The organism is Ottowia thiooxydans (assembly GCF_040548795.1).
Taxonomy (GTDB): Bacteria; Pseudomonadota; Gammaproteobacteria; order Burkholderiales; family Burkholderiaceae_C; genus Ottowia; species Ottowia thiooxydans_A.
The window spans coordinates 11,901-25,178 of sequence record NZ_JBEPSH010000001.1 but is presented as its reverse complement, the minus strand read 5'-3'; the positions used below and the strand labels follow the sequence as shown (position 1 = coordinate 25,178).

The 13,278-nt window shown below is 57.6% G+C and carries 12 protein-coding genes; 3 read left to right on the top strand and 9 right to left on the bottom strand.

The window, feature by feature from the left end:
* Positions 1–185 precede the first annotated feature (185 nt).
* From fabG to ABIE13_RS00075, 8 genes are all read right to left on the bottom strand, one after another.
* Entirely contained in the window at positions 186–929 is a 744-nt protein-coding gene (fabG, locus tag ABIE13_RS00110; protein WP_354440092.1) for a 3-oxoacyl-ACP reductase FabG, read from the bottom strand.
* Positions 926–1,414 (bottom strand): hydroxymyristoyl-ACP dehydratase, encoded by a 489-nt coding sequence (locus tag ABIE13_RS00105; protein WP_354440090.1) that lies wholly within the window; start codon positions 1,412–1,414, stop codon positions 926–928. The genes fabG and ABIE13_RS00105 overlap by 4 nt, the downstream gene beginning before the upstream one ends.
* Positions 1,411–2,268: a beta-ketoacyl synthase chain length factor gene (locus ABIE13_RS00100; RefSeq protein ID WP_354440088.1), complete on the bottom strand. Its 858-nt coding sequence runs from the start codon at positions 2,266–2,268 to the stop codon at positions 1,411–1,413. The genes ABIE13_RS00105 and ABIE13_RS00100 overlap by 4 nt, the downstream gene beginning before the upstream one ends.
* Positions 2,265–3,467, bottom strand: a complete 1,203-nt coding sequence (locus ABIE13_RS00095) for a beta-ketoacyl-[acyl-carrier-protein] synthase family protein (RefSeq protein WP_354440086.1) — start codon at positions 3,465–3,467, stop codon at positions 2,265–2,267. The genes ABIE13_RS00100 and ABIE13_RS00095 overlap by 4 nt, the downstream gene beginning before the upstream one ends.
* Positions 3,464–4,309, bottom strand: a complete 846-nt coding sequence (locus tag ABIE13_RS00090) for a class I SAM-dependent methyltransferase (RefSeq protein ID WP_354440085.1) — start codon at positions 4,307–4,309, stop codon at positions 3,464–3,466. Before ABIE13_RS00090 ends, ABIE13_RS00095 begins: the two co-directional genes overlap by 4 nt.
* Positions 4,306–5,112: a polysaccharide deacetylase family protein gene (locus ABIE13_RS00085; RefSeq protein WP_354440083.1), complete on the bottom strand. Its 807-nt coding sequence runs from the start codon at positions 5,110–5,112 to the stop codon at positions 4,306–4,308. Before ABIE13_RS00085 ends, ABIE13_RS00090 begins: the two co-directional genes overlap by 4 nt.
* Positions 5,113–5,285: 173 nt before the next feature.
* Complete coding sequence (locus tag ABIE13_RS00080) at positions 5,286–6,908, bottom strand: ABC transporter ATP-binding protein (RefSeq protein WP_354440081.1); 1,623 nt, start codon at positions 6,906–6,908, stop codon at positions 5,286–5,288.
* Positions 6,905–7,945 (bottom strand): ABC transporter permease, encoded by a 1,041-nt coding sequence (locus ABIE13_RS00075; RefSeq protein WP_354440080.1) that lies wholly within the window; start codon positions 7,943–7,945, stop codon positions 6,905–6,907. The genes ABIE13_RS00080 and ABIE13_RS00075 overlap by 4 nt, the downstream gene beginning before the upstream one ends.
* A gap of 366 nt (positions 7,946–8,311) precedes the next feature.
* Between ABIE13_RS00075 and ABIE13_RS00070 the strand changes: the two genes are divergently transcribed.
* From ABIE13_RS00070 to ABIE13_RS00060, 3 genes are read left to right on the top strand one after another with little or no spacing between them, the layout of a single operon-like run.
* On the top strand, positions 8,312–9,652 hold the full coding sequence (locus tag ABIE13_RS00070; RefSeq protein ID WP_354440078.1) for a class I SAM-dependent methyltransferase: 1,341 nt from the start codon (positions 8,312–8,314) through the stop codon (positions 9,650–9,652).
* Between the two features lie 8 nt (positions 9,653–9,660).
* Positions 9,661–11,232 (top strand): DUF4422 domain-containing protein, encoded by a 1,572-nt coding sequence (locus ABIE13_RS00065; protein WP_354440076.1) that lies wholly within the window; start codon positions 9,661–9,663, stop codon positions 11,230–11,232.
* A gap of 40 nt (positions 11,233–11,272) precedes the next feature.
* Entirely contained in the window at positions 11,273–12,274 is a 1,002-nt protein-coding gene (locus ABIE13_RS00060; protein ID WP_354440075.1) for a UDP-glucuronic acid decarboxylase family protein, read from the top strand.
* Here the strand turns inward: ABIE13_RS00060 and ABIE13_RS00055 are convergent.
* The gene (locus ABIE13_RS00055) at positions 12,225–13,253 is read right to left on the bottom strand and encodes a microcin C ABC transporter permease YejB (RefSeq protein WP_354440073.1); all 1,029 of its coding nucleotides are present in this window, start codon (positions 13,251–13,253) and stop codon (positions 12,225–12,227) included. The genes ABIE13_RS00060 and ABIE13_RS00055 overlap by 50 nt on opposite strands.
* Positions 13,254–13,278 lie beyond the last annotated feature (25 nt).

Below are 13,278 nucleotides of genomic sequence, written 5' to 3'. Positions count from 1 at the left end.
TCGAGGAGGGTGAAAGAAGCGCAAGGCTTTGACAGGCTCAGCCCGAACGGTTTTAGTTAGATCAAATACCACTTTCCGCTTGACCAAAACCATATAACCTTAGCCCGAGCGGCTCGTATCGATCGACCGCAACTGGGTACTAAGCCTTGCGCACCGCCGACAGCCAAGCCGCGCGCCTTGGGGGCTCATGAGTACATGGCTCCATTGATCCCTATGGTCTGCCCAGAGATGTAGCTCGATTTTTCGCTCGCCAGGAAGGCCACAAGGTCAGCCACCTCCTGCGCTTGACCGGCGCGTTGCATGGGCACCAGTCGCTTGATGGAAGCTTCGTCGAATGCGCCCTCACTCATGTCCGTGGCGATGATCCCAGGCGCGACCGCGTTGACGGTAACGCCTCTGCTGGCACATTCTTGCGCCAGCGCTTTGACCGCGCTGTGCAATGCTCCCTTGGCCGCTGAATAATTGACCTGGCCGCGATTGCCAGCTTGACCGGCCACTGACGTAATGGCGATGATGCGACCCCAACGCGTGCGCAGCAGGGGCAGCATCAAAGGCTGAGTGACATTGAAAAAACCATTCAGATTGACGTCGATCACGCGATGCCATTGCTCAGGCCGCATGCCTGGAAAAATGGCGTCGTCGTGTATACCAGCGTTGTTGACGATGACCTGGATGGGCCCTGACTCCAACTGCACGGCCAGGACTTTATCGCAGGCCCCGCGATCAGTCACGTCGAACACCACAGGCCGGGCAACTCCGCCAGCACTTTGGATCTCCAAGGCCAGGGCCTGGGCAGCTTCAAGCTGACGATTGGCGTGAACAAGGACTTCGAAACCTTGTGCAGCCAGCGTGCGGGCAATAGCCCCGCCAATACCGCCACTGGCACCGGTTACCAGTGCACGGCGAAGAGAAGATGCGGAAGTAGTCATACGGTGGGCGTGGAAGCATTCAGCATGACCATGGCGCGCCCTTGAATAAGGACGCGTTCTGCCGCTGACAGCTTGAATTCATAGACGCAATGATCGCCGTTGTCGGCTTCGCAACGCGCGGATACGGTGAGGTCTTCCGACAGGTCATCAAGTCTGTCAACGTGCAGTGACACATTTCTTACGTTGACCAGAAACCCCTTGCTGGAACGATCGGTCCCCTTAATTTCAGCTATCAAGGCGCCGTGCAACGCCATGGCCTGAGCGGCGTATTCGATACCGCAGGCAGCCCCTAGCATTCCATCAACGCGCATAGGATTGTGTGGCGAACGATGGCTACTGGAGGTGCAGACCATCTCCTGCGCAGATGCTAAAACCACGTTGTCGAGCAGACACATGAGACCCTGATGGGGAATGCGTGTGGCAATCCAGTCTCGCTGCTGCCCGGCGGCACTTGCCCAAACGACAGATGAGCCTAGCACGGTCATTGAGCCTCTGCGCTGGTCACCTGCACCACAAGCGATTGGGGGGTGAAGTATTCGATAGCGACCTCCCGCAGTGCGGGTTGCGAATCGTCTGGGTTGAAGATGAGTGCTTGAGCCAAGGGCAAGCCACGCATGCCGGGCATGGTACGAACGCATGCTGCCAGCGCACTGTGGTTTCCCTGGAGTTCCGATGAGGTTCGCTCCTGCAAGGCACCGCGGCGGGCCAGGCGTATCTGTGCAATGGAGCGCTCGGTACGCACAGGCGAAAGCACCAGCGCCAGGCCCCCTGTGTCCCTAAAAGGCCGTTTGGCATGCAAAGGGTCAGGGTACTCACTGTCGCAGGCTACCAGCAGCACAGATTGCCTGGACATCTCCACCTGGCTGATGGCTTCCAGCAAACCGGCGGCAAAGCTGGCGTCAAAAGCGCCCAGCACCTGTCCTGCCGGAGTTGCCCCCGTTGCAATGGACCAGTATCCGGAGGCTGCGTTATGCACCGAATTATGAAATCGAGTGGGCGAAATCTGCCGGTCCTCAGACGCGAGCAACTCACATAAGGAGTGGCAATTGTGGCCATCGCCGCCTGAAGAGGCAAAGACATTGGGCAGGGAGCCTGGATCTACCTGCGCATGCTGGCAAGCTTCAAGCCCCACAGCCAAAGCCGCTTTAACGATTCGGCTGGCTCGCCGGCGCTCTGCTGGAGGCAACAGCTCGGGCGCTGGCAACACAGTGGGGGTGCATTCATAAGCACTTTCACCGCGCAGGATTGACTGTGCGCCCTTCCAATCAGAAATGCCGGGTGCCAGCATACCAATACCTTCCACCCAGACTCGGATAGGCTCGGCTGAATTCACTTTCACATGGGCTCCCTTCGGGACAGAATCAAGCTGCAATTGCTGCCACCGAAACCAAAAGAGTTGGAGAGCACGTGCTGGAGCGAGGGTGCTGTTCTTGGCGTTAAAACCAACTCTATCGCAATGGAAGGGTCGGGCTTTAGGGTCCCTACGCTGGCGGGAAGCAGTTGGTGGCGCAATGCCAGCGCTGAGATGACTGCCTCCAGGCCCCCTGCGGCACCCAGCGTGTGCCCTGTCATGCCCTTGGTGGAACTCGAGGGGACACTGTTGCCAAAAATAGCCGCCACCGCAGCGCCTTCCGACGCATCGTTGGCGGGCGTCGCGGTTCCGTGGAGGTTGATATAGCCGACATCCGCCGCACGCAGTCCAGCACGCTCCAGAGCCTGCTGCATGGCCGCACGAGACCCCCGCCCTTCTGGATGGGGAGCGGACATGTGATGAGCGTCACTCGACTCCCCCCAGCCGCTCAAAATAATGTCGCCAGAGCTTTCCGAGGCGCGCTCCAGCAGGGCGAACGCAGCAGCCTCGCCAATTGAAAGGCCCTGGCGTTCGGCATCCCCTGGCCTGCAAGGCTCGGGTGACGTCAGCTCCAGTGAAGAAAAGCCATAAAGCGTTGTCAGGCAAAGTGAATCCACTCCGCCCACAACGGCCGCATCTGCCAAGCCGCTGGATATCAAACGGTCTGCCGCTGCAAAGGCCTTTGCAGACGACGAACAGGCGGTGGACACCACAGTGACAGGGCCGCGCAACCCCAGATAGTCGCGCACGAATGAGCCGACTGAGGCCGTATTGTGCGTGCAACGGTAATCGAACCACTCGGGCAAGGCGCCCGAAGCATCTCGCTCACGATAAGCCAGTTCGGCCGACAAGATTCCAGAAGTGCTGGTGCCCAGTATCAGTGCCACTCGGTCCGCGCCGTGACGAGACATCGCAGCTCTGACCGCATCTTCGAAGCCATCGGCGCGCAAGCCCAGCAAAGCGAGACGATTGTTTCGACAGTCGTATTCGGCCACCGCCGGAGGCAAAGTCACGCCGTCAATGCCAGGGGCTTCGCCGATCCAGGTGTCAATAGACGCGGTCTCGAAATCGCAGGGTTTCAGGCCGCATTTGCCCGCCTGCAGCGCGTCCAGGTGTGCTTGTAATCCAACACCCAACGCTGAACTCGCAGTAAACGCCGATAGAACCAATGGTGTGCTTGAGCTCATTTGGAGACTCCATGGCGCGGTACCCGTGCGATGAGCATCGTGTTGGCAAAAGGTGGCCCGCCTTCTGTTCGAATGGTCCGCACTTCAAAGCCCAACTCTTCCAATGTCCGCGCCCAATCTGATACCGGACGGCAGTACATGGGTGAAAACCCATGGCCTCTTACGAAGGTGACCGCCTGATCCACCCAGCGGCTGAGCGAAAAGCGAAACCCACCTGCAGCGTCACCCACCCGAGCCAGCAGAACGCCACCTGGCCGTAGAGCGGCCCGAATGCGGCGCAGCACATCTTCTTGTGCATCTGGGCCGAAGTAATGCAGTACGTCAAAAATGGTGATGACATCCACGGTCTCAAAGCCGGTCTGGCAAATGTCGCCCCGCTCCACCCGCACACGAGCCTCGCCAGCAAAGGCGGCCTCCGCGCGGGCCACGTCTTTGGACATCAATTCGAGTCCATGAAGGCTTTCCATGACGGGAGGCGGATTCCAGCCGGCTGGCCATGTTCCGGCCTCATAGCACTGGCGGGCTGCCAGAAGCCAGGATGCAAAAACCGCCTGGCCGCAACCCAGATCAAGAAAGCGCCCATGAGCCGGAAATTCGCCCAGACGGAGCAGGTCTATAAAAAGCGGGTCGATGCCTAGCTTGCCTCTCGCGAAGTGATAGCTGAAACGCCCTCCACTCCTATAACGGGCGCTGGCGACATCCACCAAGGCCCTGTGCAAGGCATGCTGATCCGGAAAAACTCCGGCATGCGCAGCGGGAAGCCGAGCCTCTTGAATGGCTACAGAGGCCGCTGAAGTCGGCTTATCTCGGGGGAGGCCCAGAACTTGATCGGGTTTTTTCATACCTGCACCTCCTTCAGCGCATGGTTGGCAATTGGCATGCAGCCAGCTTGCAAAGTGACAGAGTGCAGTCCTTGTTGTTGAAGTGCCGCCAGAAGAGGCGGCAAGACATTCAGAATCACGGGGGAGCCGGTGGCATCTCGGGCCGAATGCCCGTCATGCATCAACAGAATGTCGCCCGCAGACAGGCCCCGCGTGAGGCGATGCAGCACAGTCAGCGCATCACCCGTACGAGTATCGTAGGGCCTGCGGGTCCAGCTCGCCAGACGCAGGCCACGCCGTGCCAACAGGGGGTCCAGAAAGGGATTACGCAATCCGGCGACGGCTCTGAAAAACTGTGGAGCGCGGCCAGTAATGTCCTGCAATGTGTACTGGGCGCGGTCGATTTCCAGTGCCATCTTCCTGGGGCCAGAAGCGGCAAAGGAATGGGGATGGGTATCGGTGTGATTTTCTATCAAATGCCCGCGACGCAGAATTTCGAGAGCCAGCGCGGGGTGCTCGCGGACACGCTCGGCAATACAAAAGAAAGTAACCCTGTGTTCAGTGCGATCCAGAATGTTGAGCACCTGGGGGGTGACTTCAGGATCTGGACCATCATCGAATGTGAGGGCAACCTCGCCTCGGGCAGCGGCCTGAGGCGGAAGTCGAACCAGATTGGGGCCCAGCAGAGCACTACGAGGCAATAACCCGGATATGGCGGCCACAGCGTGGGTGGCCAGTACCGCACTCCCCCAGTAAGGCCAGAATTGAGGTGCCAGCAAGGCACCCGTGCCTGCGCCCAGATGCGCGGCGGCACTTAATTTCAAAAATGGACTTGGCCGCCAAGACCGGTACGGTGACTGAAGCATCGCGAACGATTATCCGCGATGCATTCATTGTTTAGGCGACGCGAAAGCCCAATGAGAGAATAACCACCCGTTTCATATTGCTGGCGGATCCATGAAGCCGAATAGACGTGGGGTTTTCCAGACAAGGGGCTTCACACCGCCGCCAGCAGTCTCTGGGTATACGGGTGTTGCGGGGTGTCAAGCACCTGTGCTATAGAACCCGACTCCACGATTTCGCCGTCTTTGAGCACGATCACGTCGTGCGCCATGGCGCGAACCACGTCAACGTCGTGCGTAATGAGCAGGTAGGCCAACCCACGATCACGCTGCAAGCGCTGAAGAAGGCCTAACACCTGCTTTTGGATAGTGACGTCCAGTGCACTGGTCGGTTCGTCGAGCACCAAAAGACGGGGTTCGACAATCAAAGCGCGCGCCAAGGCAATCCGCTGTCGTTGACCCCCTGAAAATTCATGGGGGTATCGCGATAGCAGGTGCGGAAACTGCGATTCTTCAAGGCCGACTTCGCCAAGCGCCTGACGAACACGTTCGGTACGCTCCACCGCGCTCACTTCAGGGGCGTGCACGAGCAAGCCTTCTCCTACGATCTCCTCCACGGTCATACGGGGAGAAAGAGAGGAAAAAGGGTCTTGAAACACCACTTGCACCAAGCGGCGCAGCGGCTTGTCGGCCCCGGCCTTTCGTTGCCAACGCCTGCCGCCCTCCAGTTCAAGGTCGCCAGTAAAGGGGAGCAACCCCAGGGCGGCGAGCGCCACCGTTGATTTTCCAGAACCAGATTCGCCAATGACGCCTAAGGTGCGACCCGACAGCAAGCTGAAACTGGCGTCTTGCACCGCAACAAACTCACTTTTTCTGAACCAACCGCGCAAACCTGGCAGGGGCACGGGATAACCCACCCGCAAGTTCCGTGCCTCCATCAACAGCGGCCCTTCTCCATTGGGTTCCACCACATCACGCTCTGGCTTGCTGTCCAGCAGCTTCCGGGTATAGGGGTGCTCTGGCGATTCGAACACATCGACCACAGCGCCCTGCTCCACCAGTTTCCCCCTTTGCATGACGGCGATGCGATCTGCGAAGCGGCGCACCAGGTTGAGGTCATGTGTGATGAGCAGCACAGCCATGCCATTTTTTTGCTGCAAGCTCACGAGCAAATCAAGAATCTGCCCGCGCAGGGAAACATCCAGTGCTGTAGTAGGTTCGTCAGCAAGCAGCAGCTTGGGTTGACAAGCCAGAGCCATGGCAATCATGGCGCGCTGACGCTGGCCGCCGGAGAGCTGGTGAGGGTAAGCGCTGGCGCGCCGTGCTGGCTCGGGAATGCCTGTGCTCGCAAGCAGATCGACGGTAGCCTCTGCCAACGGAACACCCGACAGGCCGCGCTTCAGGCGAAGCACCTCGGCAATCTGCTCACCCACCGTCATCAGTGGGTTGAGAGCTGTCATGGGCTCCTGAAAAATCATGGCAATGTCGTCCCCACGCAGCCCGCGCATGTCACGCTCAGGCAGTCCAAGCAGCTCACGCGACTGGCCGCCGTCGTTGAACAGTACGCGCCCGGTTGTTTGCGCATCCGGCAGCAGGCGCAGCAGAGCCAATGAGGTCACTGTCTTGCCGGAACCTGATTCGCCCACCAAGGCCAGCTTTTCGCCGGGGGCTATGCTGAAGCTGACATCGTCGACGACTGGCCTGCCTCCAAACGCCACAGTCAGGTGTTCCACCTTCAGTAACGGCTCCACGCTCTGTGAGAAATCGCGCTCAGTCATTGCGCCTTCCTTGGATCCAACGCATCGCGCAGGGCGTCGCCCATGAAAGTCAGCAACAGCAGGGTCATCACCAGCACACCAAAGGTGGATAGCGAGATCCACCAGGCGTCGATGCTGTTTTTACCCTGGCTGAGCAATTCGCCCAGGCTGGGTGTACCAGGGGGAACGCCCAACCCCAGGAAGTCGAGAGAGGTCAAGGCCAAAATGGCCGCACTCATGCGAAAGGGCAAGAACGTCACCACAGGCGTCATGCTGTTGGGCAAAATGTGGCGCCAGATGATCTGCCCATTGGAGACCCCCAAAGCCCGCGCCCCTTTTACATAGTCCAGCTGGCGGTTTCGGAGAAACTCAGCTCGCACGTAATCCGAGAGGCCCATCCACCCAAACAGGCTGAGCAAAACCAGCAACAGGCCCACGCTGGGTGCAAAGATGGCGCTGAAGATGATGAGTAGATAGAGCTCGGGCATTGAGCTCCATATCTCAATGAACCGCTGAATCGCCAGGTCGGTCTTGCCACCGAAAAAGCCTTGCAATGCCCCAGCCGCAATGCCAAGCAGAGTACCTACCGCCGTCAGTGCCAGCGCGAACAGCACACTCACTCGAAAACCGTAGATAAGCTGCGCAAGCAAGTCGCGCCCCCTGTCATCCGTACCCAGCCAATTTTCAGTGGTGGGGGGCGCAGGGTTAGGGGACTTGGCGAAATAGTTGATTGTTTTCGCACCGTAGGGGTTGAGTGGGTACACCGCCCAGTTGCCGGGTTTGGAGAACTGCTGTTTGATGAACGGGTCCAAGTAGTCCGTTTCGGTTTCGAAGTCACCCCCAAAGGTTTTCTCCGAATAGGTCTTGACTACGGGAAAATAAAACTTCCCTTCATAGCGGACGAGCAACGGATCGTCGTTGGACAGCACCTCGGCGAAAAGGCTAAGCACGACAAGGGTCACAAAAAGAATCAGGCTCCAAAACCCCAGGCGATTTCGCTTGAACCGCTGCCAGGCGCGAGCCCGCGGCGAGAGCACTAACGCTGGGCTGTCGCTCATGGCTTGTCCTTCGTGCAAGTACACGGCCCCTTACCTGTGTAGAGGCACCGCTCGGAAGTGGGGGAGGAAGAAAATGCGGCAGTCACGCAGTCAAGTGTATTCGGGTCTTTCAATATAGAACGGCTTGTCCATCCAGTCGGGCTAGGCTTGCGCGGACATTTTGGCCTAAAGCATTCGGCGCGTCGCGAAAAATCTTCCGTAGAGATGACACTATGATCGCCCCATTGCAGGTCAAACAGCACAAGCCGCCTGGAGAACATACTGCTAGTCGGTGCGCCGCGGCCGGTAGGGCTTCACCTGCTGAATCAATCAATTAGAGGCCTGAACTGCCTGCATCAAGCACTCATTTTGCAGAGGAAATTGAGGATGATCATATCGGGACACATCGATGTCGTCTCACCGGAATTAGTCTCGGGCTGGGCAATTGCACCCAGCAACCCGGGCATGCTGCTCAATCTCCGGCTGTGTCTTGGGGGGCGTGAAATCAGCCGCAGCACCACAGCGACTGACAGGCCGGACGTTGCAGAACACTTCGGAATTACCGGCCACCGGAAGTTTGGCTTCCTTTTTCCAGGGTTGCCCGACGAACAGCAACGTCAGAGCTTTGAGATAGAGGTGCTCACTCAAAACGGTTGGCAACCCTTGGTGAAGAAATCAACACCTGGCAGATATCAAAGTATTGACGGGAAGGGAGACGGCGCATCGAATTCACAGAACAAGTTGGAGGCGCTCCGCCTTAGTGAACTCGCCACTGAGCAAGGCATTCCGCCGCTGCGTGGAAAGCGCATTCTTGATCTAGGATGCAATGAAGGATTTTTCTGCCGGGAAGCGATGAGTCAGGGTGCGGCCTCTGTGCATGGCGTCGACCGATCGAGCCACTTCATCGAAGCAGCACGCCAGCTTGTGCCAGACGCCACGTTCACCAACGAATCCTGGTGGGACGTCCAGTCAGGGCAATACGACGTGATTTTCTTTCTTTCGGCCATTCATTATGAAGATCGGCAACGCGAACTGTTGCGCCATTTGTCGGGGCTTCTAGCGCCTGGCGGTACGCTGGTACTGGAGTGCGGCCTGTGGGCTTCCGCGCCCAATCAGGCATGGCACGTCATACAGCGCCATGACGGACCCATGCGCTACCCAACTAGAAGCCACCTGGAAAATACCCTACTGGCCGACTTTTCCATTCGCTACATAGGGCCAAGCGTGGCACAAAGCGGCGACCCCGTTCCTCGGCATGTGTACCACTGCAGGCGCAAAAAGAATTCGGTCATTCTGGTCCACGGGGATAGCGGGATCGGCAAAACCGCCATCACGCGGCTGATTGCGCACGACAACAACAGCTACAGCACTGATGACCTGCTCCATCGCCTGTTCAATGAGCAAACCATGAATGGATTGCCTATCCGCAACGCGGTAGTCAAGAAACTTCAACATGCGCCTCGTGATTCGGCGGAGGAGATGGCAACGGAGATCATGGAACTTGGTTTGGTCAAGGAATTTTGCGCCTTGATGGTGCAAGAACTGCCGCTGGATCTGGAGCTCGTCATTGTCGAAGGACAAGCACTTTCACACCCTGATATTCGGATGGAGCTGATGGATCTCCTCCGCCTTCGAGGAGTCAGTTCGTGGGAACTCACTCAGGGCGGTATACCGGCACTGGAACCCGCCATCATTGAACAAGTACACACTGGTTTAGCCGCAGCCTGAATGCATTCATGCTGAACCATCAAATCCGCTACCAACGAATTCTGAGAGATAGCCCCGAGCTGGCTGATCCGCTGCTGAGTGTGTTGGAAGTGGGAAGAGGTTCGCAGAACATCTCTGATCTTCTCCAACGAAAGGTGACTACGCTGCAAGCGGGGCCCCGAGCAGACCCCGCCTCAGCATGGACCGAACCCGTTGCTGGGTCTTTGTTCTGCCTGCCTTTTGCCGACAACGCATTTGACTACGTGGTCTGTGTAGACGCTCTGCAATTTGTTGCCAAGCCGGAGCGGGCCCGGGCACTGAATGAATTGGTGCGCGTGGCACGCAGGGAAGTGATCTTGTCACTGCCCTGCGGCTCACCAGCCAGGCAAAGCGATCTGGAGCTTGCTTTGGCGTTGCAACGAGCAGGCAAAAGCGTTCCGCTTTGGCTACAGGAGAGATTCATACGAGCTCTTCCCCAAATGTCTGAGATGGTGGAGCTTCTTTCACGCACCGGAATCCGGTTCGAAATTCATACCAACGAGGCCTTGCTGCAGCACTACAGCGGCCTTTTGCTGGATCTTTTTCATCCGTTCTCATCGCAAATTCAACAGAGGGTTCATCAAAAGAAATCGACGGAGCTGGTACTGCCTGCGCATGAATGGGAAATCTACTACAGCTATCGCTTCCAACTGTTCAAGGCAGATAGGATCAGCACGGCTTTTCGAGCAGTCCGCTCGTCTGCAAGCCATGGGCGCGAGCCGGGTGCAGCGATGTACGCCGTCTATCACAAGCGACTGCCCTTGGCGACGGGCACCGGCATCACACCCGTCTATGTGGGAGAAGCTGCACAAAACGCCTTCCCGGGTGAGCGTGCCGAAGCTGCGGCCACCTCACCTGACAACAAGCGATGGTGCGAACTTTCCGGCATCAATGAAGTCTGGCGAAACGGTCCGAAAACGGAGTTTGTGGGCTTTTGCCACTACAGGAGATTTCTGGACTTTTCACGTGGGGAGGCACAGGCACACGCCGAGGCCTCTTCCCATACCCTTGAAGGCCGCGATCGTCCGCGCACCTCACAACTGACATTCGAAGCCTATACCGACCGGGCTGCCGACACCGCCAGGCATCATGCCGAGCTGGCACTCCAATCAAACCCGGACACCATCCTGACGGCACTGCCATTGGATGTCGGCATGAACGTCTGGGATCAATACGCCAGCGTGCACAACGCGAACGATCTTTGCGAGATCACTAACCTGATCGTCGAGCGGCATCCTTACCTGACGCCCTTTCTGGCTGAAAGCTTCGGTTCGAAGGCGTTCTACGCCAACAATCTGTTCGTGACCCACTGGGAGCACTTCGACGAGTTGTGCTCCATCTGGTTTGACGTATTGGGAATCTTCGACGAGAAGGTGCCTGCGCGTGTCGAAGACTCCTACCAAAGGCGAGATATCAGCTTCCTCTCAGAACGCATATTCGACGCCTGGGTACGCTACAGAGTGTCGCAAGGTACCAGGCTGGTAACCTTGCCCATCCTGGAGATCGTCTACCCAGGTCTTGACGTGCTTGCATGGTCGCGCGTGCCGTCAACAGCCTCATGAACGCCAAACCGAACGACGGACTGAAAAGACGGGATTGTCCATGGACCAACGCGAAAAGCAGCGCATACTCGTGACCGGCGGCGGAGGCTTCATAGGCTCCCACCTGTGCCATAGACTTCTAGGCAACGGTCACTCGGTTGTCTGCCTTGACAATTTCGTCAGCAGTTCGCCGCGCAATATCGATACATTGCTGAGCCATCCCCGGTTCGAGTTGATTCAACAGGACGTTTCATTGCCGTTGAACGTTCGGGCGGACCAGATCTACAACCTCGCCTGTCCGGCTTCCCCCGTTCAATACCAACTTGACCCAGTGCAGACCATTCGCACCAACGTGGCTGGCGCTACGAATGTGCTCGAGCTCGCAAAGGCCACCGGTGCCCGGGTTCTGCAGGCTTCCACCAGCGAAATCTATGGAGACCCTGCAGTTCACCCTCAAGCTGAAAGTTATTGGGGCCATGTGAATCCGATTGGATTGCGCGCCTGCTATGACGAAGGCAAGCGTTGTGCAGAAGCGCTGTTTTTTGCGTATCACCAACAGTTCGCGGTCGACATCAAGGTGGTCCGAATTTTCAACACCTACGGCCCTCGCACCCAGTTGGATGATGGCCGGGTCATTAGCAATTTCGCTGTCCAGGCGCTTCGTGGCCAGGACCTTACCGTATATGGGGACGGATCACAGACTCGAAGCTTCTGCTACGTGGATGACCTGGTGAGCGGTCTGATCGCCATGATGAATTCCGAACAGGGATTTACGGGCCCCGTCAATCTGGGAAATCCGGAAGAAATCACGATCCTGGAACTGGCTCAGATGCTACGGGAGATGACTGCCAGTGCCTCGAGCATCGTGCTCAAACCATTGCCGCAGGACGACCCTCGCCAACGCATGCCAGACATTCAACTGGCACGCCAGCGCTTGAACTGGCAACCCAGTACCCCACTGAAACATGGTTTGGCGCGCACCATAGACTACTTTGGCCAAGAGCTCATCAGAGTCAATCGAACTTCACTCGTGGGTCAACCCATACATAGCATAGATCACTGATCAATTTGGTGAACAGGCCAATGAGTGTGAACAAGTAGAGCGTGCCGAGAACTACCGGGTAGTCGCGCCGGATCACGCTCTCATAGCTGAGCAAACCCAGGCCGTCGAGCGAAAACAGAGTTTCAATGAGCAGCGCGCCCGTGAAAAATGCGCCGATGAAGGCTGCCGGAAAACCTGTGACCAGCGGAATCAGCGCGTTGCGGAAAACGTGCTTCCAAAGCACCTGCCGTTCACTCAAACCCTTGGCTCGTGCCGTCAGCACGTATTGCTTGCGGATTTCTTCCAGAAATGAATTTTTGGTCAGCATCGCCGTGACGGCGAAGCTACCCAATACCATGGCGGTCACGGGAAGCGTGATGTGCCACAAATAATCAACTATTCGGGCTGGCCAACTGAGCTCTTCCCAATTAGCAGAAGTGAGTCCACGCAGGGGAAACCACTGCAGCTGCCCACCGAAGATCACCAACAAGGCCACGCCCAGCACAAAGCCCGGAATAGCGTAGCCAACCAACACGATGAGCGTGGTGACCATGTCAAAACGCGAACCGGCTCGTACCGCCTTGGCAACGCCAAGCGGCACTGAGATCAGATAGCTGATGAAAAACGTCCACAGCCCCAGGCTGATGGAGACCGGCAGCTTTTCCTTCACAAGCGTCCAGACGTCCTTGTTCTGGAAAAAGCTATGGCCAAGATCAAAACGCGCAAACTGGCCCAGCATCTGGAAGAACCGTTCATGGGCAGGTTTATCGAATCCGTAAAGCGCCTTGATTTGTTCCAGCTGCTTGGGATCGACGCCCTGGTTGCCTCGGTAGGTGATGCCACCAGATTCCACACCACCGCCGGCCGAACTGCGCGCTTCCATCAAATACTGCTCGACCGGGCCGCCGGGCACAAATTGCAGCACCACGAAGGTCAACAGCAGTACTCCCAACAAGGTAGGGAGCATCAACAAAAGGCGCTTGACGATATAGGCAAACATAGTTTTTCAAGACCCGACTCAAATG